The 23,203-nt window shown below is 66.1% G+C and carries 21 protein-coding genes; 12 read left to right on the top strand and 9 right to left on the bottom strand.

Annotation, left to right across the window (positions count from 1 at the left end; genetic code table 11):
- Positions 1 to 132: 132 nt before the first annotated feature.
- Together ASD86_RS12945 and ASD86_RS12940 are read right to left on the bottom strand one after the other, a co-directional pair.
- Positions 133 to 696: a hypothetical protein gene (locus ASD86_RS12945; protein ID WP_056111046.1), complete on the bottom strand. Its 564-nt coding sequence runs from the start codon at positions 694 to 696 to the stop codon at positions 133 to 135.
- Positions 697 to 709: 13 nt separating this feature from the next.
- On the bottom strand, positions 710 to 2,035 hold the full coding sequence (locus ASD86_RS12940) for a dicarboxylate/amino acid:cation symporter (protein ID WP_056111044.1): 1,326 nt from the start codon (positions 2,033 to 2,035) through the stop codon (positions 710 to 712).
- Between the two features lie 405 nt (positions 2,036 to 2,440).
- On the opposite strand from ASD86_RS12940, the gene ASD86_RS12935 reads away from it, so the two are divergent.
- Entirely contained in the window at positions 2,441 to 4,144 is a 1,704-nt protein-coding gene (locus ASD86_RS12935; protein ID WP_056111042.1) for an alkaline phosphatase, read from the top strand.
- 290 nt (positions 4,145 to 4,434) lie between these two features.
- On the opposite strand, the gene ASD86_RS12930 is transcribed toward ASD86_RS12935, so the two are convergent.
- Complete coding sequence (locus ASD86_RS12930; RefSeq protein WP_056111040.1) at positions 4,435 to 4,887, bottom strand: CopD family protein; 453 nt, start codon at positions 4,885 to 4,887, stop codon at positions 4,435 to 4,437.
- A 196-nt stretch (positions 4,888 to 5,083) separates the two neighbouring features.
- On the opposite strand from ASD86_RS12930, the gene ASD86_RS12925 reads away from it, so the two are divergent.
- The 6 genes from ASD86_RS12925 (at position 5,084) to ASD86_RS12900 (ending at position 10,022) form a co-directional block, all read left to right on the top strand.
- Complete coding sequence (locus ASD86_RS12925) at positions 5,084 to 5,692, top strand: class I SAM-dependent methyltransferase (RefSeq protein WP_056111038.1); 609 nt, start codon at positions 5,084 to 5,086, stop codon at positions 5,690 to 5,692.
- 363 nt (positions 5,693 to 6,055) lie between these two features.
- Positions 6,056 to 7,303, top strand: coding sequence for a polyhydroxyalkanoate depolymerase (phaZ, locus tag ASD86_RS12920; RefSeq protein WP_056112670.1), 1,248 nt, complete (start codon positions 6,056 to 6,058; stop codon positions 7,301 to 7,303).
- Positions 7,304 to 7,934: 631 nt separating this feature from the next.
- A complete protein-coding gene (locus ASD86_RS12915) occupies positions 7,935 to 8,360 on the top strand; it encodes a hypothetical protein (RefSeq protein ID WP_157476577.1) in 426 nt (141 codons plus the stop codon).
- Positions 8,361 to 8,632: 272 nt separating this feature from the next.
- Complete coding sequence (locus ASD86_RS12910; RefSeq protein ID WP_056111033.1) at positions 8,633 to 9,034, top strand: hypothetical protein; 402 nt, start codon at positions 8,633 to 8,635, stop codon at positions 9,032 to 9,034.
- Between the two features lie 111 nt (positions 9,035 to 9,145).
- Positions 9,146 to 9,538, top strand: coding sequence for a hypothetical protein (locus ASD86_RS12905; RefSeq protein WP_056111031.1), 393 nt, complete (start codon positions 9,146 to 9,148; stop codon positions 9,536 to 9,538).
- A gap of 97 nt (positions 9,539 to 9,635) precedes the next feature.
- Positions 9,636 to 10,022, top strand: a complete 387-nt coding sequence (locus tag ASD86_RS12900; protein ID WP_056111030.1) for a hypothetical protein — start codon at positions 9,636 to 9,638, stop codon at positions 10,020 to 10,022.
- A gap of 108 nt (positions 10,023 to 10,130) precedes the next feature.
- Here the strand turns inward: ASD86_RS12900 and ASD86_RS12895 are convergent, their stop codons facing one another.
- Both ASD86_RS12895 and ASD86_RS12890 read right to left on the bottom strand, forming a co-directional pair.
- The gene (locus ASD86_RS12895) at positions 10,131 to 11,081 is read right to left on the bottom strand and encodes a sensor domain-containing protein (RefSeq protein ID WP_056111028.1); all 951 of its coding nucleotides are present in this window, start codon (positions 11,079 to 11,081) and stop codon (positions 10,131 to 10,133) included.
- A complete protein-coding gene (locus tag ASD86_RS12890; RefSeq protein ID WP_036110555.1) occupies positions 11,078 to 11,443 on the bottom strand; it encodes a PadR family transcriptional regulator in 366 nt (121 codons plus the stop codon). The genes ASD86_RS12895 and ASD86_RS12890 overlap by 4 nt, the downstream gene beginning before the upstream one ends.
- Before the next feature lie 213 nt (positions 11,444 to 11,656).
- Between ASD86_RS12890 and ASD86_RS12885 the strand changes: the two genes are divergently transcribed.
- Together ASD86_RS12885 and ASD86_RS12880 are read left to right on the top strand one after the other, a co-directional pair.
- Complete coding sequence (locus ASD86_RS12885) at positions 11,657 to 12,121, top strand: DUF1579 family protein (protein WP_056111026.1); 465 nt, start codon at positions 11,657 to 11,659, stop codon at positions 12,119 to 12,121.
- Positions 12,122 to 12,217: 96 nt separating this feature from the next.
- Entirely contained in the window at positions 12,218 to 13,156 is a 939-nt protein-coding gene (locus tag ASD86_RS12880; RefSeq protein WP_056111023.1) for a peptidylprolyl isomerase, read from the top strand.
- 122 nt (positions 13,157 to 13,278) lie between these two features.
- Here ASD86_RS12880 and speG read toward each other — a convergent pair whose 3' ends face one another.
- Positions 13,279 to 13,869 (bottom strand): spermidine N1-acetyltransferase, encoded by a 591-nt coding sequence (speG, locus tag ASD86_RS12875; RefSeq protein WP_056111022.1) that lies wholly within the window; start codon positions 13,867 to 13,869, stop codon positions 13,279 to 13,281.
- Positions 13,870 to 13,973: 104 nt separating this feature from the next.
- Between speG and ASD86_RS12870 the strand changes: the two genes are divergently transcribed.
- Positions 13,974 to 14,270 carry a hypothetical protein gene (locus tag ASD86_RS12870; RefSeq protein WP_056111020.1) on the top strand — a complete coding sequence of 99 codons (297 nt, stop codon included), beginning with the start codon at positions 13,974 to 13,976 and terminating at the stop codon, positions 14,268 to 14,270.
- Positions 14,271 to 14,338: 68 nt separating this feature from the next.
- On the opposite strand, the gene ASD86_RS12865 is transcribed toward ASD86_RS12870, so the two are convergent.
- On the bottom strand, positions 14,339 to 15,217 hold the full coding sequence (locus tag ASD86_RS12865; RefSeq protein WP_162253662.1) for a DUF4349 domain-containing protein: 879 nt from the start codon (positions 15,215 to 15,217) through the stop codon (positions 14,339 to 14,341).
- Between the two features lie 162 nt (positions 15,218 to 15,379).
- The gene (locus tag ASD86_RS12860; RefSeq protein WP_056111016.1) at positions 15,380 to 18,034 is read right to left on the bottom strand and encodes a TonB-dependent receptor; all 2,655 of its coding nucleotides are present in this window, start codon (positions 18,032 to 18,034) and stop codon (positions 15,380 to 15,382) included.
- 1,108 nt (positions 18,035 to 19,142) lie between these two features.
- On the opposite strand from ASD86_RS12860, the gene ASD86_RS12855 reads away from it, so the two are divergent.
- On the top strand, positions 19,143 to 20,990 hold the full coding sequence (locus ASD86_RS12855; RefSeq protein ID WP_056111015.1) for a DUF885 domain-containing protein: 1,848 nt from the start codon (positions 19,143 to 19,145) through the stop codon (positions 20,988 to 20,990).
- A 161-nt stretch (positions 20,991 to 21,151) separates the two neighbouring features.
- Here ASD86_RS12855 and ASD86_RS12850 read toward each other — a convergent pair whose 3' ends face one another.
- Positions 21,152 to 22,237: a substrate-binding domain-containing protein gene (locus ASD86_RS12850; protein ID WP_056111013.1), complete on the bottom strand. Its 1,086-nt coding sequence runs from the start codon at positions 22,235 to 22,237 to the stop codon at positions 21,152 to 21,154.
- A 233-nt stretch (positions 22,238 to 22,470) separates the two neighbouring features.
- Here ASD86_RS12850 and ASD86_RS12845 point away from each other — a divergent pair, with 233 nt between their 5' ends.
- Positions 22,471 to 22,947 (top strand): hypothetical protein, encoded by a 477-nt coding sequence (locus ASD86_RS12845; protein WP_157476575.1) that lies wholly within the window; start codon positions 22,471 to 22,473, stop codon positions 22,945 to 22,947.
- The last annotated feature ends 256 nt before the right edge of the window (positions 22,948 to 23,203 follow it).

The following is a 23,203-nucleotide window of genomic DNA, read 5'->3' as shown; positions in this document are numbered from 1 at the left end:
TTTCTTTTGTCGCTTTTGACAAAAGAAAGTAACTCGGCCGCTTGCGGACGAAAGCTGTTGACCCTGCCTTTAGCTCAAAAGCTCAAAAGCTCAAAAGCTCAAAAGCTGTTAGAGCGTTAAGGCCAAGCAGGCTCAGCGCCCCGCGTCTAACTTGCCGTCGGCTTTCAAGTCAGCCCCGACCGTACTCGCGCCCTTAGCCCCCACCCCAGTACTCAAGCGACGCAACGGCACCAGCCCGTAGTACTGAAAAAAATAACCCGTCGTATTAGCCACACATTCGCCCTGATAGTCGATGCAAGGCTCAACCTCGGGCGGCACACGCAGAATCACCAGATTGTCCCGAGTCACCAGCCCCGCGTCGTCGATCCTGCGCCCATACCCATAAATCCCGCGACGCAGATGCTCACTGGCCGGATACAACCGCACCGGCTCGCTCCAGGTGTCGCGATCGGTGCGCATCGCCAGGCGATAGCCCTGCGCATCGCGCGAGATCTCCAGGAACGGCCCGAGCCCATCGTCGTCGCGATCGCGCTGATAGGTGCCGACGAAGCTGTCTTGCAGCGGCGCGGCCGCATCGGGACGCGTCGGCGCCGCGCAACCGGCGATCCACACGGACATGGCCGCGGCGATGACGGGCAATACGATGCGAATCGATGCGCGCCGCTTCGCACGGCAGTCCTTCAGCGCGAGCGTCATCGCCGCAGCCAGCTCATGCGCGGGTTTCTTCCTCGATCCCGACATTGGTCGGCGCCGCATCGTAGACCGCCTTGTCGAGCAGACCGGTTTCCTTGGCCACCAGCACCGGCACCAGCATCTGCCCGGTCACGTTGGTCATGGTCCGCATCATGTCGAGCACGCGGTCGATCGCATACAGATAACCGATCGTCTCCAGCGGCAGGCCGGCGGCGCTGAGCACCACGGTCGCCATGATCACCGCGGTGCCGGGCACGCCGGCGGTGCCGAAGCTGCCCAACACGGAGGCGATCATCACGATGAAATACTGATCGGCGGTCAACGGCGTACCGGTGTACTGGGCGATGAACACCGCGCACAGCGCCGGATAGATCGCGCCGCAGCCGTCCATCTTGATGCTCGCGCCCAAGGGCGAGGCGAACGCCGCGTAGTCCTTGTTGACGCCGAGGTTATGGGTGATCGAGCGCATCGCCACCGGCATCGCGGCGAAGCTGGACGAACTCACGAACGCCACCTGCATGCCCGGCGCGGCGCCGCGGAAGAACTTGAGCGGGTTCAGCCCGTGCGCCAGCAGCAGGCCGCTGTAGACCACGACGATGTGCAGGGCGCAAGCGACATACAGCGCCAGCACGAAACTGCCCAGCGGCAGCAGCTTCTCGAACCCGTACGCGCCGACCAGCGAGGCGATCAGGCCGAAGGTGCCGATCGGGGTGACTTCCAGCACGAAGCGGGTCACCTGGATCATCAGGTCGCTGGTTTCGCCGACCAGCTTGCGCACGCCGGCGACTTTCTCGCCGAGCTTGACCATCGCGAAGCCGAGCAGCCCGGCGAAGAAGATCACCGGCAGGATCGACCCCTTGCCGGCGGCGAGCACGGTTTCGCCGGCCGCGTTCTTGGTCGCGCCGATGCCGGTCAAGGCGTAGAACGGATTGCTCGGCACCACGTCGAGCAACACCTTGACCACGCTGGGCACGTCGCGCGGCTTGTAGCCTGAATCCACCGCCAGCCCGGTCACGCCGGCGCCGGGCTGCATGATCGTGCCGACCGCCAGGCCGATGCCGACCGCGAGCACCGCGGTGATCGCGAACCAGGCGAAGGTGCGGCCGCCGAGCGCGGCGATCGATTTCTGTCCGTGCAGCGACGCGACCGCGTTGATCACCGCGAAAAACACCAACGGCACCGCGATCATCTTGATCAGGGTGACGTACAGATCGCCGAGCGGCCCGAACCAGGTGTCGGCCGCCGGACCGAAGGCCCAGCCGGCCAGCGCGCCGAGCACGAAGCCGGCGACCACGCGCTGCCAGAACGGGATGCGGAACCAGGCCGAGAACAAAGCGGTCATCGCGGGCTTATCCAATGAATGCGTCGGTGAGTGCGTCGGTGGAGGCGAAGCGGACGCGGCCGATGGGGCACGCGCGCGGACGGGTGGGACAACACGATAAACACCTTCGCCGCGGCGCTGCCTGATCTGAGCGCATAAGCCGGCAACGAAACATTATTACTTCGGCCAGCTTCGGCAAACCAGCCGGACTGCGTTGGAACAATAGTGGATTGTCGGAGCGATACGAAGAGCGAGTTCACAGGAGTGAGAAACGAGTGGGCGACCGTCTGCCTTACCCGTTACTCACTCCTGTGAACTCGTTCCTCGCCAAACGCCAGCCGCCACGCACGGCAAAAGCCCGCCCAACCGCGGTCACACGCCCGAGGCATAATCGCCGGCTTGTCATTCCCAACGCCCGGCCCGCCCATGTCCAAGCTGCGTTCCGCTTCCGTTCTGCTCGTCCCCGCGTTGCTCACCGCCTGCGCCGCGGCCGCTCCGACCCGACCCGATGCGCCCGGCGCCGGCGTGGCGGTCGAGGTCCCGGCGATCCAGCATCCGCAAGGCGAAACCCCGGCCTGGTGGTACCGCGACGGCGCCGCTCAGGCCGCGCAGCGTGGCGCGTCGTCGGCCAAGGCCAAGAACGTGATCCTGTTCGTCGGCGACGGCATGAGCCTGACCACGGTCGCCGCCGCGCGCATCCTCGCCGGCCAGCTCAAGGGCGCACCCGGCGAAGAAAACCGCCTGAGCTGGGAACGCTTCCCCTCGACCGCGCTGAGCAAGACCTACAACACCGATTCGCAGACGCCCGACTCGGCCGGCACCATGAGCGCGATGGCGACCGGCGTGAAGACCCGCGCCGGCGTGCTCAGCATCGGCCAGAAGGGCCTGCGCGGCGACTGCGCGGCGGCCCTGCAGGCGCCGATGCTGACCTTGTGGGAACTCGCCGCGAGCCAAGGCCTGGCCACCGGCGTGGTCACCACCACCCGCGTCACCCACGCCACCCCGGGCGCGACCTTCAGCCATTCCGCCGACCGCAACTGGGAAAACGACATGGACCTGACCGATAAGGCCAAGTCCGAGGGCTGCATCGACATCGCCCGGCAGATGATCGAATCGCCGTACGGCACCGGCCCGGACGTGTTGATGGGCGGCGGCCGCGGCAACTTCATGACCGTCGAGCAGCGCGATCCCGAGTACGACGACAAGGTCGGCCAGCGCCTGGACGGCCGCGACCTGATCGCGACCTGGAAGCAACGCCACCCCGGCGGCGAATACGTGTGGAACGCCAAGCAGTTCGCCGCCGCGCCCAAGGACAAGCCGCTGTTCGCGCTGTTCGAACCCGACCACATGCAGTTCGACCACGATCGCCCGCAGGACGGCGCGGGCGAACCCTCGCTGGCGCAAATGACGGTCGCTGCGATCGAACGGCTCAAGAAAATCAAGGGCGACAACGGCTTCGTGCTGCTGGTCGAAGGCGGCCGCATCGATCATGCCCACCACATGGGCAACGCCTATCGCGCGTTGACCGACACCATCGCGCTGAGCGAAGCGGTGGAAGCGGCGAACAAGGCGACCTCCGCGGACGACACCTTGATTCTGGTCACCGCCGATCACTCGCACACCCTGAGCTTCGTGGGCTACCCGACCCGCGGCAACCCGATGCTCGGCAAGGTGCGCGGCACCAGCGGCGAAGACGGCGACCCGAACGACTACGCCCGCGACGCGCTCGGCAAGCCCTACACCACGCTCAATTACAGCAACGGCCCGGGCTACACCGGCGCCAGCTCGCAGCAGCCCGAAGGCCCGCACAAATTCCCGCACACCGCCAGCGGCATGCAGGAAATCGAAAAGGGCCGCCCGGACTTGAGCAACGTCGATACCCAGGCGCCCGACTACATGCAGGAAGCGTTGGTCCCGACCACCGCCGAAACCCATGGCGGCGACGACGTCGGCATCTGGGCGCGCGGCCCCGGCAGCAGCGCGGTGCGCGGCAGCGTCGAGCAGAACACGATCTACCACTTCCTGCTGCAGTCGATGCCGAAGCTGCGCGCTTCGTTGTGTGCGAAGGGCGATTGCGATGCGAATCAGGTGCCGGTGACGTTGCCTAAGGCGGATCAGTTCAAGAACTGAGTGGGCATCGTGCGCTTATCGAAAAGCGAATCCCCCCTGCCCCCCTTTTGCAAAGGGGGGAACAGCACGGGATTACAAAGAAAACGGCGACCTTGGGGTCGCCGTTTTCTTTTTCAAAGCGCTAGCGCTCAAGGCGAATCACCAGCGGCTCGAATCACCAGCAGCCCACGCAACCAGCAGCTCGCTGCGCAACCCGCCGAAGCGACGAATGCAGTCTCCCCCTTTGCAAAAGGGGGATTAAGGGGGATTCGCTTTTGCTTCTGCCCTTGCCGTTAGCTAAACCCCATCCCTCAAAACGGCTTAGCCAACACCAACCAGACAATCGCAATCAACGCCAGCAACGGCAACTCATTGAACAGACGCAACGTCCGCGACGAGGGCAATGCCCTTCCCTTGTCCACGCCCTTGAGCCAGCGCCCGGTAAAAATGAAATACACCAGCAACACCGCGACCAAGCTCAGCTTGACGTGCAACCAGCCGCCGACCGCGAACATCTGCGGCAGCCCATCGCCGAACACCCGATAGCCCTGCCACATCAACAGCCCGCATAAAAACGCGATGCCGAACATGACGTGGCCGAAGCGATACAGCTTGCGCCCCATCAGCACCAGCCGCGCGCGCACCGCCGGTTCGTTGCCGGCCTCGGCGATGTTGACCAGGATCCGCGGCAGGTAGAACACCGAGGCCATCCAGGCGATCACGAACACGACATGGAAGGTCTTGGTCCATAGATAGGCATTCATCGCGGGCTTCCTGATAAGGGCTGGCGGGTTGATACGAGAGTGAGGGAACCGGCTGCGAACCGCCGCGCCGCCGGCGGCGACGCCAACTCGCGATGGCGCCGATATCGACAGCATCGCGCGGCGGCAATCGAACCCGCCGCCGCTCCGGTCCCGAGGCGCGTTAGGATGCCACGCTCCACCGCAAGCCACCGCCACGATGAGCAAACAGTACGACGCCGCCTACTTCCAGCGCTGGTACCGCGACCCGGCCTTGAAACACCAGGCCATCGGCGGCGCCGCGCGACTGGCGCGCAAGGTCGCGCTGACCGTCGCAACCGCCGAGTATCACCTCGAACGCCCGATCCGCAGCGTGCTCGACATCGGCTGCGGCGAAGGCCCGTGGCGCGCGCCGCTGCTCAAGCTGCGCCCGCGCCTGCAGTATCTGGGATTCGACAGCAGCGAATACGCCACTGCGCGCTTCGGTCGCAGCCGCAACCTGCACCTGGCGCGGTTCGGCGATTTCGAATACCTGCGCCCGTGCGCGCCGGTCGACCTGCTGATCTGCAGCGACGTGCTGCATTACCTGGACACCCGCGAACTCGACCGCGGCCTGCCCGGCCTGGCCGAGCTGTGCGGCGGCGTTGCATTCCTGGAAACCTTCACCCGCGAGGACGGCATCGAAGGCGACACCGACGATTTCAAGCGCCGCCCGGCCGCGTTCTATCGCGAACGCTTCGCCGCGCAGGGATTCACCGCGTTGGGCTCGCACCTGTGGCTGACGCGGCGGTTGCGCTATGGCACCTCGGCGCTCGAGACCGCCGGTTAGTTCCGTATTACTCCTGTAGGAGCGGCGCGAGCCGCGACCGCGCCGTCGCATCTACGACGCGACCGGCCGCAGACCCGCCCCCCACGCTCATCGCTCCAGAGGTTGCAACGAGATCGGTTAGGAGAAGTACGCCGTGACCGAAGTGGCGCGGTCGCGGCTTACGCCGCTCCTACATGGCGCCTTCGTGGATTCGCACCGCCTGCCGCCGCGTCTCATCGCCTCGTGGAACGCAACCCACCACCCACCGCGCCATTCACGCGACCTCCGTCCCAATCCGCTATGCTGCGCCGCAGCAAACCGCACGCCCCGGAACCCGCTACGCTCCGGCGCCAGTTCGCCCGCCAAAGAGACCCCGACCCGATGCTGCTTTATCAGATGCACGAATTCGGCCGCGCCTGGATGGCCCCGATGACCTACTGGGCCGATGCCGGCGCGAAGATGTTCGCCGCCCCCGGCAGCTGGCTGTCGACCGTACCGGGCGCCTCGCGCCTGGCCGCCGGCTACGAACTGCTCTACCGCATCGGCAAGGACTACGAAAAGCCCGAATTCGGCATCCATTCGATCCAGATCGACGGCAACACCTATCCGGTGATCGAGCGCGAGATGCAGCGCAAGCCGTTCTGCCGGCTGCTGCGCTTCAAGCGCTACGCCGACGACGCCGACAACATCGCCGAACTCAAGGACGATCCGCCGGTGCTGGTGGTCGCGCCGCTGTCGGGCCATCACAGCACTTTGCTGCGCGATACGGTCAAGACCCTGCTGCGCGACCACAAGGTCTACATCACCGACTGGATCGACGCGCGCATGGTCCCGACCGAGGACGGCGCGTTCACCCTCGACGATTACATCGGCTACATCCAGGACTTCATCCGTCTGATCGGCGCCGACACCCTGCACGTGATCAGCGTCTGCCAGCCGACCGTGCCGGTGCTTGCGGCGGTGTCGCTGATGGCCGCGCGCGGCGAACCCACCCCGCGTTCGCTGGTGATGATGGGCGGCCCGATCGACACTCGCGAAAGCCCGACCAAGGTCAACGACCTGGCCGTGCACAAGCCGCTGTGGTGGTTCGAAAACAACGTGATCCATCACGTGCCGGCGAACTTCCCCGGCCGCGGCCGCCGCGTCTATCCCGGCTTCCTGCAGCACAGCGGCTTCGTGGCGATGAACCCGGAGCGGCATTTCCAGTCGCACTGGGATTTCTATCAGGACTTGCTGAAGGGTGACCTGGAAGACGCCGATTCGCATCGCCGTTTCTACGACGAATACAACGCCGTGCTCGACATGCCGGCCGAGTACTACCTCGACACCATCCGCGTCGTGTTCCAGGAACACCTGCTGCCGCGCGGCCTGTGGGACGTGGCCGGCGAGCGGGTCGATCCCGGCGCGATCAACAACACCGCGCTGCTGACCATCGAAGGCGAACTCGACGACATCTCCGGCCAGGGCCAGACTCGCGCCGCGCACACGCTGTGCACCGGCGTGGACGAAGCCGACCGCCAGCACATCACCGTCGACGGCGCCGGCCACTACGGCATCTTCAGCGGCCGTCGCTGGCGCGATCAGGTGTATCCGCAGGTGCGCAACTTCATCGCCAAGTACGCGGCGAAATAAACCGCCGCATCCCGCTCGACTGCGCTTTATCGCGGTCCGCTCGACCTGAACGTCGGGCGGACCGTTTTGTTTTGCGCGACGCGGAATACTCAGACGGCATGTAGCTTACGGTCGCCCGTGAGCGACCGCGCGAGTGTGCAAACGTTCGCCTTCCGCTGGACGGCCTGCGCCGCATTCGTACGCAGTACAACCGCGAAAACCTCGCCCCTGTGCGCGCCGCGATCAGAAAACAGCGACACGCGCCGCTAAAAAATGTCGACTGGGCATCAATTACGCACGGCCACGACGGCAGCCGGCGCCGGGATGGCTACAGTCGCCTCAGCCGCGCGGCGATGAGTCCGCGCGATCGCAGGATCACGATTCCCGCGCAGCTAAGGAGAGCTGGATGAACCCTCACGCAGGCAGCGCGCGCACTGCGCACGCACACGGTCGCAACCGCCGGTCTTCGCCATCCCGCATCGTTCCAGCCACGCCACCGCCGGCGTCGCGGCAGCCGTCGCGCGTGCATTCCATCGATCGCATCTGAAGCCACCCCATGTACGCCGCTCGCGCCATGACGGCCCGGCCGGCGCACTCAGCGCGCGAAGGCCGCACCGGACTTCGCGCATCGCCCACGCCAAGGAGAGCCCGCATGAAATCCCTTATTCCGTTGCGCACCCAGTTGCGTACACGATCCGTCGTCGCATCCGTCGCCCTGTCGGTATTGATGTTGTGCAGCGGCGCGGCCGCGGCGAATGCGGCCTGCGTCTACGCCGGCCAGGATTGGATGGCAGCGTTTCAGGAGAAGGACGTGGCTTGCTCGAACCAGGGCCCGAACAGCGCGAGTTGCGATGCGCGCGAAGCCGAACAGGCCGCGGCCATGCAGGCGATGAACAGCAGTTGCCCGCCGCTGGACGACTACTGCAGCGTGGTCCGCGATCAGTACGAACAAGCCGCCGCGACCCGCAGCTTCGAATGCCGCCAGGCCGGGACCGCGCTCGATCCGCAATGCCAGGCGCTGCGTCAAGCCGAGTTCCAGCAGTTCAAGCGCTTCGTACGCGAATGCATGGTGTTTTGAACGTAATGCCTTGAACGCGATGTTTTCGAGCCGGGCGCGACCGCGCCCGGAGAGCGAAAGCAGACGACCCGACCACGCCGCATTCCGGTGTTCCATCGCGGCATCGGACAGCCCGCTTCGACCGCGCAACGTCGATCGAAGCGGGGCTGCCTGACCACGTTCGTTGAGCCGAACTTGATGCCCCACGTTCCTTGAGCCGCGCGGTTGAGCCACGCGCGCAATCGGGCCCGCCGGAAAGGCCCTCGGACCGAAAACCCAGTCGGGAGACCTTCATGTCCAGTCGCCTCGCCATTTTGCTTTTCCTGTGCTGCTGCAGTTTCGCCGCGACGCTGCACGCCGCGCCCAGCGTGTGTTTCCTCACCGCCACCCAATTGCATCGCGATCGCTTCGAACGAGTGATCGCATGCGAAACCGACGGCCCGTCCAGCCCGAGCTGCGAGGCAGCCGAAGACCGCGAACTCGCCGGCCTGGCATCGCTGCGGCGCAACTGCCCGGTCCCCAGCCTGGAATGCCAATCCGCGCTTTACCAGCATTACCAGTATTGGCCGCATCGCTCGGCGATCTGCCACGCCGCCGGCAGCGCGTCCGATCCGGCCTGCGTGGCCGCGGTCGAGCACGACGAGGACCTGTACTACGCCGTGATGGGGAACTGCGGTTATCTCTCGCGGCCCTGATCGACATCGCCGCTCCACGCGATAGGTCATCGGCGTGCGCGGCACCGCATTCATCGCCCCGCATCAACGCTTACATCGCTACCCACATCGCCACCGACAAGGAAGACCACCATGAAACTCCAAGCCCTTTACGCAAGCCTGTTCGCCATCGCATCGTGCGCCGGCGCGGCCCACGCCGCCACGCCCGCCTGCGCCAGCGCGCGCATCCAAGTCGAAGTCAGCCATATCCAGCGCGTGCAGGCCTGCACTTCGCAAGGTCCCAACAGCCCGATCTGCCGCCAGAACGAACAGGTCGAAAAACTGCAATGGCAGATGATGGATGCGGTGTGTCCCGCGCCGGCGCCGCAATGCGCGGTCCAACGTCAGCTGTACGACATCGTGTCGCAGCAGCGCGCGATCAAATGCCAGCAAGCGGGGTCGTCGACGGCTCCGGTTTGCCAGGCCGCGATGCAGCAGGAAGACGTGAGCTTTCTTCAGGTCAAGCTGAGCTGTTTCATGCAGTGATCGGCACGGGCGGCCCATCAAGCAGGCGCGCCGTCCAAGCTTGCTGTCCCGATCGCCCGATTCTCGACCGACCCACGACCAAGCACTGGAGCCGTCCATGAAGACCGCATCGCTGGCCTTGCTCGTTTTGTCCCTGTCGTTCTCCGCCGGATTGCTCGCGGGACCCTGCGCGCCGACGGTGGAGGAGATCATGGCCTTGCGCGATACCCGCATCAACCTGTGCGAGAGCTACGGCCCGAACGATCCGGTATGCCTCGCCCAGAATGGGTACGAGTTCGACTTCGTACGCTCGGTGATACAACAGTGTCCGGCTAACTCTAGCCAATGCCAGCGCACGCCTCATGCTTACGTCGCCGCATGGGGTCAACGCTACGACACTTGCCGAAATGCAGGTTCGTCCTCCGATCCCGCCTGCATCGCCGCGCAAGGAACCGAAGACAACCGCTTCTATCCGTTCGCAAGCTGTCTGCTCAACGACTGGTGAGCCCGCCTCGCGCACGATCGCGTATGCCGGCATGAGCCCTGTGGTCAAAAACGATCAGCCGGCCTCGCGGCCGGCTGATCGATGGGTAACGCGGACGACGCAGCGGTTTCAGTCGTGCTGCGCCCACCGCACCAACAGGTGCTTGGCCAACTGGGCATGCGCATAACCGATCATGCGCGCGGCGTGCAGGGTCACGAACAGCAGCACGACGCCGATCGCGGCGAACAGCGGCCAGGCCCACGGCTCCCACGCGCCGGCCATTTCGATTCCGTCCAGATACACGCCGTGGCCGACCAGGCCGAACAACTGCGCGAACGGCAACAGGATCAGCGACAACGACAGGCTCAGGCCGACCACCGCGATGACGAAGTAGATCGTGCCCAGCGGCAGCATCAGCAGCATGTACAACAGCGTGCCCCAGGTGCGCGGGTCGACGAAGATCTGCTTGATCCGCTCCATCACCGACAGTTCGCGGTTGGTGTACAGCGGCCGGCGCGGCATGCGTTCGCCGAGCATCACTTCGATGATGCGGCCCTCCACCAGCGCCAGCACCCGCACCGAGCCCAGGAACAGGATCAGCAGCGGAATGCCGATGATCAGGATCAACAGCCCCAGCGACAACCAGATGCCGGTGTTGACCCAGGTGAAGTAGAACGTGCCGGTCGCCAGCGACAGCAGCATGTAGAACAGCGCGCCGTAGGTGCGCGGCTCCAGCGCCACGCCGAAGAAACGCCCGAGCAGCGACTTGCGCTTTTTCGGCGCCGGCGGCCGCAGCGCGGTCTGCACCTTGATCTCGGTGTCGCGGTAGATGTCGGCGACCTCGTCGGGCGCGCCGTAACTGCCGGCGACCGCGGCGATCACCTCGGCCTCGTTGCGGTCGGGGTTCTCGGCCAGCTCCGAGCGCAGGTATTCCTCGGCGTCGTACAGCGCGTCCTGGACCAGCGCCGGATCGGCGCCGCGCAAGGCCGCGCGCAGGCGGTCGAGATAATCGGGAATCGAACGCGGCAGGCCCGCGTCGGCGAAAGAATCGGTGTGGCCTGCGTCGTTGATGGCGTTCATGCGTTCAGCCCCTGGAGTACGGAATCTACGGAGTCGCGGGTCGCGCGCCAGGCGGCTGTCCACTCGCGCAGCGCGGCCTGTCCGGTATCGGTGATGGTGTAGTAACGGCGCGGCGGACCGGTCACGGACGGTTCGACGTGGCTGTCGAGCAGCCCCGCCGCGCCGAGGTTGCGCAGCACCGGGTACAGCGCGCTTTGCTTGCCGCTGAGCACGCCCTCGCCCTCGCGCTCGAGGCGTTTGGCGATCTGGTACCCGTACATCGGCTCGCGCGCCGACCCCAGCACCGCCAGCAAGGCCAGTGAGACGGTGCCGGCGCTGAGCTCCTTCTGGAACTTTCGCAATTGGCTGTCGAGCTCGGTCACGGCAGGCTCCTCTAGGTTGGAGCTGATGCTAGTGCGAAGTTCGGTATAGCGAATGTGCCGGTAGTCATCGTGGCTAACGGCTGGCGGTTGGGAGCAGTGAGTTCAGAGGAGTGAGGAGTGAGTCGGCGGCACGCCGTGCCGACAGAGACACCGCGGCTGCGCGGGCGGTTGCAACCGGCTACGCTTCGGCGATCGCCGCCGCCAGGATCCGCCATGCAACCGCCCCGACCGGACCTCGCCCACCTCGCCCGACTGCACCGGTTCGCCGGCCGCTGGTCCGGTCCGGAACACGCCTCGCCTTCGCCCTGGGGACCGGGCGGCGCGTCGATCGGCCACGGCGCCTACCACGTCGCCCTCGACGGCACCGCGCTGATACAGGAGTACCGCCAGGAAAAGGACGACCAGGTGGTGTTCCGCGGCCACGGTGTCTTTTTGATCGAACCCGGCAGCGAGGACGTGCTGTGGTGGTGGTTCGATTCGATGGGGTTCCCGCCCGAGCCCGCGCGCGGCCGCTGGCATGGCGACACCCTGCATTTCGAAAAGACGACCCCGCGCGGCGAAGCGCGCTACCGCTACGAATTCGCCGACGACCGCTATCGCTTCGTGATCGAGAACCGCTTCCCCGGCCAAAGCGAGTTCGCCGAATTCATCCGCGCCGATTATTTTCGCCAAGACTGAAACACGGCCGGCGCGGGGACGCCGTCGCCGCGCCGATTCGTTACCTTTCCCGGCGGTATCCGCATCGCCACCGTCCAACTTCTTTCAGGAAACCGCATGAAGCGTTCGCTTTCCCAAGCCGTGCCGCTGGCCCTCGCCCTGACCCTCATCGCCGCCAGCGCGAGCGCGCAGACCGCCGCGCCGGCCAAGCCGCGCGGCATGCAGGACATCCTCGACGCCAGCCGGCCCACCGACTGGCGCGCGCTGGACCCGAACAACACGCTGTACCTGGAGCTCGAGCGCGGCCGGGTGGTGATCGAACTGGCACCGCAGTTCGCGCCCGCGCACGTGGCCAACATCCGCTCGCTGGCCAGCAACGGTTATTGGAACGGGCTCAGCATCAACCGCTCGCAGGACAATTACGTGGTGCAGTGGGGCGACGCCAACGCCGAGGACGCCAGCAAGCGCAAGCCGTTCGGCGCGGGTTTCAAGCCGAAGCTGCCGGCCGAGGTCTCGCGCAAGAGCGCCGGCCTGAGCATGACCGTGCTGCCCGATCCCGACGGCTGGGCGCCGCAAGCCGGTTTCGCCGCGGGCTTCCCGGCCGCGCGCGATTCGGCGACCGGTTCGAGCTGGCTCGCGCATTGCTACGGCACCGTCGGCGCCGGCCGCGACATGGCGATCGATTCGAGCAACGGCGCCGAGCTGTACGTGGTGATCGGCCAATCGCCGCGTCACCTCGACCTCAACATCACCACGGTCGGCCGCGTGGTCAAGGGCATGGAACTGTTGTCCTCGCTACCGCGCGGCACCGGCGCGCTGGGCTTCTACGAAACCGCGGCCGAGCGCGCGCCGATCAAGGCGATCCGGCTGGCGGCGAAGGTGCCCAAGGCCGAACGCAGCGATCTGGAAGTGCTGCGCACCGACACGCCGCTGTTCACCGAACTGGTCGAATCGCGGCGCAACCGCCAGGACGATTTCTACAAGCGGCCGGCGGGGTACATCAATATCTGCAATGTGCCGCTGCCGGTGCGGGATCGGGCGGCGAAGAAGAAGTAGACGCGGGTCGCGGCCCTCATCCGGCCCTGCGGGCCACCTTCTCCCGCTTGCGCGGGAGAAGGACCGCTTAAAGCCCCTCTCCCGCAAAGCGGGAGAGGGGTTGGGGTGAGGGCCGCAAACCCTCAAACCCCAGCACTACGCCCCGCACTGCTCTGCCCCAACGCCTGCGGCTGAAACAGACACATCCGCACCACGTCGTGATAGCGCCCGTCGCTGAAGAATTCGTCGATCAACACGCCCTCGCGCTGAAAGCCCGCGTCCTCGTAGATCTGGATCGCCCGGCTGTTGTCGACATCGACCAGCAAGTACAGCTTGTACAGATTCAATACCCGGAACGCGTAGTTGATCGCCAGCCGCGTCGCCGCGCGCGCATAACCGCGCCGCTGCTGTTCGGGCGAAATCATGATCAGGAATTCCGCGCGCCGGTGCAGATGGTCGATCTCGACCAGCTCGACCAGGCCCACGCGCTCCTGGCCGCTGTCCTGGACGATGAAGCGGCGCTCGGACTGATCGTGGATGTGCTTGCGGTACAGCTCTTCGAGTTCGACGAACGACTCGTAGGGCTCCTCGAACCAATAGCCCATCACGCTGCGATTGTTGTTGAGCACGTGCACGAAATGCAGGTCGCCGCGCTCCAGCGGACGCAAGGTCACGCTCGGCGCGGGGACCGATGACGGGGGCGATAAGGCAGGCGAATCGGAGGTCGTGTTCATGGCGTTTAGCCTACTCGCGCCGCATGCAGCCGATGTGACGTTTCACACGACCTTAGCCGGACGATGCCTAGCCTGCCCACTCCCCTCGCTATCAGGCCGCCCGCATGCCCCAGCTTCGCATTCGCATCACCGGCACCGAAGACGACGCCCGCGCGATCGGCAATCTGCTGTCCAGTCTGGAGGGCATCGAACACGTCGAGGAAGTCGCCGACCTGATGCCGCACATGGACGACAGCGACTCCAGTTCGGCCGGCCTGCCCGACGACGCCGGCCCGGGCACGCACGAACTGGAGATCGACGCGCCCAACGCCTCCACCGCCAACAAGGTGCGCGAGGCGGTGGAAGCGCTGGCCTTCGACCTGGACGTGCTGGTGGAGTTCGAGACCGAGGAAGAACGCTGACTCAAAGCGTCGGCTGACACCGACACGACCGGGCCGCAGCGAGGCGGCCCGGTCGTCGGCCGCGCGACTCAGCCCTTGCGACGCGCGCGACGGATGCGGCGGATCAGCAGCACCAGCACGGTCAACACCAGCGCCACCGGCAACAACGCGGCGAAGGCGCGGATCAGGAAGGCGACCGCGCCGGTGAAGATACCGCCGACGTCCTTGAACGCCGCGCCGACTTCGCCGGTGTTTTCCTGAGCGCGCGTGGTCTGGAAGGTCAGCGTGACCAGTTGGGTGGAAATACGCCGCTGCTGCTGCGCGGCTTCCTGTTCGGCGGCCTGCAGCTGCGATTCGATTTCGGCGATGCGGCTCGACAGGGTCATCACGTCTTCGATCTTGAGGTCCTTGCGGTCCTGGAACTCGAGCAGGCGCGCGTGTTCCTTGCGTAGCCGATCCTGACGCATGCTGTTGTCGCGCACCGCGGTGGCCAGATCCTCGGCCTGGATGCTGCGCTCGGCGATTTCCTGGCCCTGGCCGGCCAGCGCGATCAGCTTGTCCACGCCCTGCGGCACGATCCGCACCTGCAAGTTCGCCGACGGATCGTCGCCGCCGCTCTGACTCATGCTCAACACCGCGCAGGCGCCGAACTTGCCGCCGTTGCAGGCGGCCTGCACCTCCGCGGCCCGCGCCGCGATGCGCTCGCCCGGCATGCGGATGCGAATCTGATGCTCGTAGGCCAGCAATACGCCCAGGTCGGGCTGCGCGTGCGCGCCGCCAGCAGGATCAGGCGGCGCCTGACTGGCGGCCGGCAATTCCGGTATCGACACCACTTCTTCCGCGCTGGCACTGGCGCCATCGTGTCGAGCGCAGCCCGTCAGCATCGCCCCGGTCAGCATAAGCGCCAATGCCAGCGTGGTGATTGTGTTTTTGTACCCGGTGCCGCGGCCCTCAGTGTTCGTGTCCATCGCGCTCATCTCCTCAGCCGTCAGTGGCAGGCGGCACTATGCCATCACGACGCGCCCGCGGCCGTTGCCGTCCGGACGCGCATTGCCTGTCGATGGCTAAGCGAACGCACGCCGAGCACCAACGGGGTTGGCGCCCGGCGCGGGTTCTTGCCCAATGGCCGATCAGAACTTGTGCTTGACCCCCACGGTGACGAAGCGGCCCAGCGCGTCGTACTGGCTGATGTCGTACGGCAAGGCGCCGCCGGCCGGATCGAACGGCGGGTCCTTGTCGGCCAGGTTCTGCACCGACAAATACAAGGTCGTGTCGCGCAAGCCTTCGTAGCCCAGGTACAGATCGAACTGGTGGTGATCGTCGACCTTGTCGCTCAGACCCGGATTGCTGCGCGCATCGACCACCTGCTGCCGGTAGCCGCCGATGTAACGCCACGACAGCTGCGCGTTCCAGTCGCCGCGCGCATACGCCAGCGAGGTGATGCCGCGCCACTTCGGCAACGCGCCGAAGCGGTTGCCGCCGGCGCCCTCGAGTGCGCCCTGCCCGGCCACCTGCGGCTGCTCGTAGCTCAGCAAGCGGGTCCAGGTGCCGTCGAGGGTCCAGCGGTCGTCGCCGGCATGCCAGACCTTGCGGCCTTCGATATCGAAACCGGTGGTGGTCAGCGTGCCCTGATTGGCATAGCGGTTCTCGACCAATTGCAGACGGCCCTGCGCGTCGCGGGTGACGCGACCGGGATTGCTCTGCGGGTTCGAGACCACGAACTGCACATTGTCCGGCGCGATCAGATCGTCCTGGCGGATGCGGTACAGATCGATGCCGAGGCTGGTGTCGGCATCGGGCGCCCACAACACGCCCAGGTTGATATTGCTGGAACGCTCGGCCTTCAGATCGGGATTGCCGGCGCGCAACACGGTCACGCCGCGCGACGCGCCCGGCTGCACCGGATCGAACGGATCGATGACGCTGCCGTAGCTGATGGTGGTGCTCTGGGCGATTTCCGGCAGCGACGGCGCGCGGAAGCCGCGCGAGGCGTTCAAGCGCAGCAGCCAGTCGTCGCTGACCTGCCAGCGGATGCCGAGCTTGGGCGAGAACGCACTGCCGAAGTCGCTGTAGTGATCGCCGCGACCAGCCAGTTGCACTTCCACCTGCTCCCAGGGCTTGACGCTGAACTCGAAGAACGCGGCGGCGACGCGGCGATCGCCGTCGATCAGATTGATCGCCGGGCGCAGCTCGGTGCCCGACAACACCTGCGGACTGGTGCCCGCGTCCTGGGCTTCGTCGCGAAACTCGACACCGGCGGCGACGCCGACATCGCCCGCGCGCCATTGCCACGGGAAACCCGAGACCTTGCCGCTGAGCGTGCTCAGGCGATACGTGCCGGGACGACGCGTCGACAAGCGCAGCGCGTCGAGCGCGCCCGGCGTGCGCGACGGATTGAGGAAATCGTAGCTGCCGTCGGCCAGCACCTGCTGGAACGCATAACGGTTGAGGAAGTTGCGCACGTATTCGCGCTGCTGGCTTTCCGAATGGCTGGCGGCGACATCCCAGTCCCACACCTCGCCCTTGCCGCGCAGGCCGAACAGGATGCGCGAGAACTCCGACTTGTTGATCTTGTAACGCGCGCCCAGGTCGAGGAAGGAATACTCGAACGGCGTCGGCGTGGCATTCGGATTGTTCGGATGTCCGACCGGCAGCACCGCCGGAATATCGACCAGACTGCCGGAAGCGCGATCGTAAGCGCGCAGGCCGGCGCCGACCGTCATCGGCGCGCTGAAATAGGTGCCGTTATTGCTGGTGCTGTAGAGGATCTCGGCGAAGCCCTGCACCTTGTCGTTGAACCACACGTCACCGGCGACCAAGGCCTGATAACGCTCCACGTCGGGGATCAACGTGCGATACGGCTGAGTGTTGAACGCGCAAGCGTTGCCCGGCAGCGGGCTGCCGAAGTCGCTGTACGGACGCGACTGGGTACCGGGCTGGCAAGCGAACGCGACCGGCGCGCGCGGATTGGCCAGGAACGCGCCGCCCTGGGTCGACCAACCGGCCAGTCGCCCGCCGGGTTGATCGCGAAAATCTCCACTGCGGGTCAGTGCGCGTTCGTCGCCGTTGAGTTGTCCGCGCTTGAACACGTCGAGGCTGAAACGCAGGCTGTAGCCGTCCTTGTCCGGATCGCCATGACCGGCGCGCAGACCGAGGCTTTGTTGATCAATGCCGCCCTGGGTGGCCGCGCCGTACGACGCATCGACTTCGACCCCTTCGATCTTGCGCCGCAGGATCAGATTGACCACGCCGGCGATCGCGTCGGAACCGTACAGCGCCGAGGCGCCGTCCTTGAGGATTTCCACCCGTTCGATCGCGCCCAGCGGCAGCGCATTGAGATCAACGAAATTGTCCTGGGTGTTCTGGGCGAAACCGTACGAGGCCACGCGGTAGCCGTTGACGAGCACGAGCGTGTTCTTCTGGCTCAGGCCGCGCAGCGACACGCCGGCCGAACCGTTGGCGAAACTGCCGGTGTACTGCTCGTTGAAGCTGTTGCCGCTGTTGACGGTGAGGCTACGCAACAGATCCGACACGGTGACCTTGCCGCTCTTTTCGATCTGCACGCGATCGATCACCAGCACCGGGTTGACCCCGGCCTCGTCGCTGCGCTTGAGGTTGCTGCCGGTGACCTGGACCGCATCGAGGGTGACGCCGGGCGCGGCGGTCGCCGCGGCTTCGTCGGCCTGCGCCAGCGGCGCGGCGAGCGCTATCGACAAGGCCAGGGCGAGACGTCGGTAATGCACGCTGCGAGCGGGCACAAAGCGTGTTGCGTGTACGAACGACATGGACGATTCCTGCAAGACGTGGGGAAGGGAAAGCGAAGACTTTTTCGGAGCGAAAGGAACGCCCGCCCGGAACGGCACGCGGCCGCCGGCGCTGTGCAAGCACAGTGCAATCACGAGAGGGGAGAGAGACGCGAGACGGCGATGCCGTCAGCCGCGTGCCGATCCGGGACGGGCGAAGAAAGCGGCAGGTTCAGCCCGTCAGGGCATCACCCGCCGGGTACACATCGACGGATCGCGCGGCGCGGGCGCGCGCCAGGCATCGGTCGGAGCGTTGAAGATCGAGATGGCATTCGAAATGGACATGAGGCAACACCGAAGCAGGAGACGAAGGGCGATGGGGCGACGCGGACGAGCGGTCAGCGGCAACACATGGCCATGCAGCCGTCGCCATGGAAACGGCGCAAAACGGCGGTCGGATTCGTCGGGGCAACTGCGTTCACGGTGGTGTCGTTCGATGCGGAAGGAAGGTCGGACGCGGGATGCGGCGACGGCTTTATGTTGCATCGCGATAAAACGATGTCAACGAAGCGCGGACGGGAAAATGGTGAATTTTTCGCCAACGGCCGAGCGCGCCGCGACCACGTCGCATCAACGTGCAACCGCTCTGTTCAGCGGCAACGCCCGCGCCGCAAAGCGATCGCGCCGTTTTTCCGCCGCGTTGGCGATACCCCGCCGCAACACGAATCCCGACCCGCGCGCATGACCGCATTACCGATCGTTATGTCGGCGCCTCCGCCGAAAGCGGCGAAACCCGACCACCGACACGGCAACTGCGCAAAAACCACATCGCGCAAAAACTCGTCCACCCCCTGTAGGANGAGCCGCGACCGCGACTTCCCACATACGACGCGAGCAGGTTTCGCGGTCGCGGCTTGCGCCGCTCCTACAGTCGGACCTCGCCGCCACCGCTTTGCCCGCATTGCCGGTTGTCTTGACCGCGAAACCGCACATCGCGCAAATCACGCCACAGCTGCCCGGCACGACAAGGCCAGACGAAAAACATCTCCCGCCACGGCCAGCGCGGCGACCCGACCAATGACCCATGCGGGCGCGACCGGCTTGGCCTATCCTGCGCGCAACCCGGCCCGCCACCGACCCGAGAATGGATATGCGCCCGTTGCGCCCTACGCAGCTCGCTTGTTTGCTCAGCCCCGCCCTGCTCGTCCTCGCCCTGTCGGCCTGCGGCCCGCGCGAACCGGCCACGCCGCCGGCCGCCGCCGCGCCGCAAGCCGCGGGCGCCGCCGCGAATCCGTCCGACCCGGCCGTCGACACCGCGTTCGCCGCGTTGTCCAAGCGCTGGCTCGACGGGGTCATGCAGATCAATCCGATCGCCGCCACCCAGATCGGCGATCACCGTTTCGACGGCGAAGTCGACGACTACAGCGCCGCCGGCCGCCAACATCAGCTCGACTTCAACAACAAGCTGCTGACCGAACTCGACACCATCGACACCACCAAGCTGTCGCGCGAGAACCAGGTCGATGCGTTGATCCTGCGCAATCGCCTGCGCTCGGACGTGTGGTCGATCCAGACCCTGCAGAGCTGGGCCTGGGACCCGATGGTCTACAGCGGCCTGGCCGGCGACGCGATCTACAACCTGATGGCGCGCGAATACGCGCCGATGCCGCAGCGGCTGAAATCGGCGACCGCGCGGATGGAGAAGATCCCGCAGATCTTCGCCCAGGCCCGCGCCAATCTCGATCCGGCGCGGGTTCCGAAAATCCACGCCGAAACCGTGGCCAAGCAGAACGCAGGCGTGTTGAGCCTGATCGATACTTTCATCACGCCCAACGCCGGCCAGCTCAAGGGCGCCGAGCGCAAGCGCCTGGACGATGCGGTGGCGACCCTGCGCAAGGCCGTGGCCGAGCAGCAGGAATGGCTGGACAAGACCCTGGTGCCCAACGCCAAGGGCAACTTCCGCATCGGTCAGACTCTGTACGACGAGAAGCTCAAGTTCTCGCTGAACTCCTCGCTGTCGCGCGCGCAGATCATGGAACGCGCCAAGGCCGAACTGGCGCGGGCGCGTGGCGAGATGTACGCGATCGCGCAGAAGGAACTCAAGGACAAGCCCGGCGCGCCCGCGCTGCCCGACAAGCCCACGCCCGAGCAGCAGCAGAAGGCGATCGAAGCGGCGCTTGAACTCGCCTACGCCGACAAGCCGCCGCGCGACAAGGTCGTCGACTTCGCCAAGCAGACGCTCAGCGATGCGACCGCGTTCGCCCGCGCCAAGAATCTGGTCACCGTGCCGGATGCGCCGGTCAAGGTGATCCTGATGCCGGAATTCCAGCGCGGCGTCGCGCTTGCGTACTGCGATTCGCCCGGCCCGCTCGACAAGGGCCTGGACACGTATTACGCGATCTCGCCGATCCCCAAGGAATGGAGCGACGATCAGGTCGATTCGTTCCTGCGCGAATACAACACGCGCATGGTCCACCTGCTGTCGATCCACGAAGCGATGCCGGGCCATTACCTGGAAGGCGCGCATTCGGCCAAGGCGCCGTCGACCCTGCGCGCGGTGCTGCGCTCGGGCGTGTTCGCCGAAGGCTGGGCGGTCTACACCGAGGACATGATGGCCGACGCGGGTTATCTCGATAACGACCCGCTGTTCCGCCTGGTGCAGCTGAAGTTCTATCTGCGCACGCTTGGCAACGCGATCCTCGATCAAGGCGTGCAGGTGGAAGACTGGAGCCGCGAGCAGGCCATGACCTTCATGACCCAGCAGACCTTTCAGCAGGAACGCGAAGCCGCCGGCAAGTGGGTGCGCGCACAGTTGACCTCGGCGCAGCTGCCGACCTACTTCGTCGGCGCTCAGGAACATTTCGACATGCGCAAGGCGGTCGAGGCCCAGCTCGGTCCGAAGTTCGACCTCAAGGCTTATCACGATCAGGTGCTGTCCTACGGCGCTCCGCCGGTGCGTTTCGTGCGCGAGCTGATGTTGGACGAACCGATTCGCTGATTGGGTTGACGCGCTCCCTCATCCGCCCTTCGGGCACCTTCTCCCGCAAGCGGGAGAAGGGATAGGCACGCGGCGTACTGAAGAACATCGCCTGCTTGGCCCCTCTCCCGCTTGCGGGAGAGGGGTTGGGGTGAGGGCACGAGCGTCTGCGCCACCAGCCCTCACCCAAACACCGCCCGCGCCGAAGCAAACGCCTCGAACAAATCCTGCGCCGTGCCGCAGCGATCGGCGTCGTAACCCGGCAGCCGGCCCAGTTCCTGACGGAACCGCTCGCTGCGCAGGATCGCCAGCACCTCGGCCAGTCCCGGCGATTCCAGCGTTTCCGCGCGTGCCAGAAAGAAATAATGCTCCGAGGCGATCGGCACGAAATCCTGGCCATAGCGCCGCGCCGGCGTCTCCAGCCCGAAGCCGGCATCGGCCATGCCGCTGGCGACATAGGTCGCGACGGCGGCGTGAGTGAGTTCGTCGATGCCGCAACCGCGGATGTCGCCGATGCGATGGCCCTGCTTGGCCAGCATGTGTTCGAGCAGCAGGCGCGCGCCCGATCCGGCCTGCCGATGGATGAAACGCACGTCGTCGCGCAGCAGATCGGCCAGGGTGCGGATGCGCTTGGGATTGCCGGGCGCGACGATCAAACCGATCCGCCGCGTCGCCAGGTGCAGCACGCGATCGTTGAGCGGATCGATGCGGTCGGCGTAGTGCGCGAGGATGTCGTGTTCGAATTCGCCGATCGGCAGATGCACGCCGGCCAGATCGCAATCGCCCGAGCGCAGCGCCGCCAGGGCCTCGCCGGGGCTGCGGTATTTCAGATCGACCGGCGTACCGGCCTCGTCGAGAAAGCGGCGCAAGGTTTCGACCGCGAAGCCGTGCGCGGCATGCAGCCGTTGCGGCGCCGATTGCGCGCTGAGCGTGCGTTCGAGTTCGACTTCGACCTCCGAGGCCAGGCTGTCGAGGGTCGGCGCCAGGCGCGCGGCGATGCGTTGGTCGGCCCAGACCAGGCGTTCGCCCAACGCGGTCAGCTTGGCGCCGCGTCCGCGGGTCATGCGCAGCAGCGGCGCGCCGAACAGCGTGCGCGAGGATTGCAGCAGGCCCCATGCATAGCGGTACGAAAGATCCAGATCGCGGCAGGCCGCGGCTAGCGAACCGGTCGCATGCACGCCGAGCAGCAGGTCGATCAGCTTGGGCGGCAACGGCCGGCCGTCGGCGGCGTGCAGGGTCCACTTGGGTTGGATCAGGACTTTGAACATGGCCGCTCCGTTGGATTGCTGCGTGCATGAAGGCCGCTAGCGACCGCGGCCCGCATCGAGCCGATACGATGAAGCCCCAGACGCGCGCGTTCGACCGGCGCTTGCCCCATCCACGCGCGGGCTCGATAACCATCGCATTCGTGCATATCGTTACCGCATCGCAGACTGCGAGCGGCGAACGCGCGGCTCCACCTACGCGCACGACCCCGCACCCCGACCAGGACACCGCTTCCATGCCGATCGCCGCAATCACCCAGATCAAACGCATCGCTCGCGCGTCGTGCGGTGTCGCCGCGCTGTTCGCGCTGCTGGCGTGCAGCACCGCGCCACACGCGACGACCGATGCGATGCGACCGGGCAAGCTGCGTATCACCGAAATCCAGCCGGCGCAGATGCAGGACTCGAACGACTCCGCGCCCGAGCGCGAAAGCCTGACGCAAGCCTGCAAGGCCTGGCGCCTGAGCGAGGCCGACGCGGCCCGGTTCTTCGCCCTCGCCCAGGAATACCCCGACGGCTTGGGCGATGCCTATTACTGGCTGCCGTGCTCGATCAAGGGCCGGCTGATCGCCGACGGCCGTACCTGGGAATTCGAGATCAACGCCGCCGCGACCGCGACCTGGCGCGACGGCGACAGCTTCCGGCGCTGGGGCTGCAGCGCCGCCGCCTGCGCGCCGATGGCATTGCTGATGCCGGACGGCAACGGCCCCTGAGCCGCGACGCGACGTTCGCAACCAGGCTGCACGCCTGGGCGACAGCCCCTGCGTGCCAGTTACGCGGACGCATGGTGGATCGAGTACAGCGGCGATGTGAATAAGGTGCTGCATCCTTACGCCCAATCGGCTTTTCAAAGCCGATTATTAGACTACCCGGTGATATACGTCACGCCCCTGGCCGCGTTAGCCTCGCAAACACTTCCGGGCATCCCCCTACTTTATGTCCTGAAGCACATATTTGAGGTCAGGCCGG

This window comes from Lysobacter sp. Root690 (assembly GCF_001427785.1).
Classification (GTDB): Bacteria; Pseudomonadota; Gammaproteobacteria; order Xanthomonadales; family Xanthomonadaceae; genus Lysobacter.
Note: the sequence above shows the minus strand (reverse complement) of the source record. Positions and strands in the feature narration are given on the sequence as shown.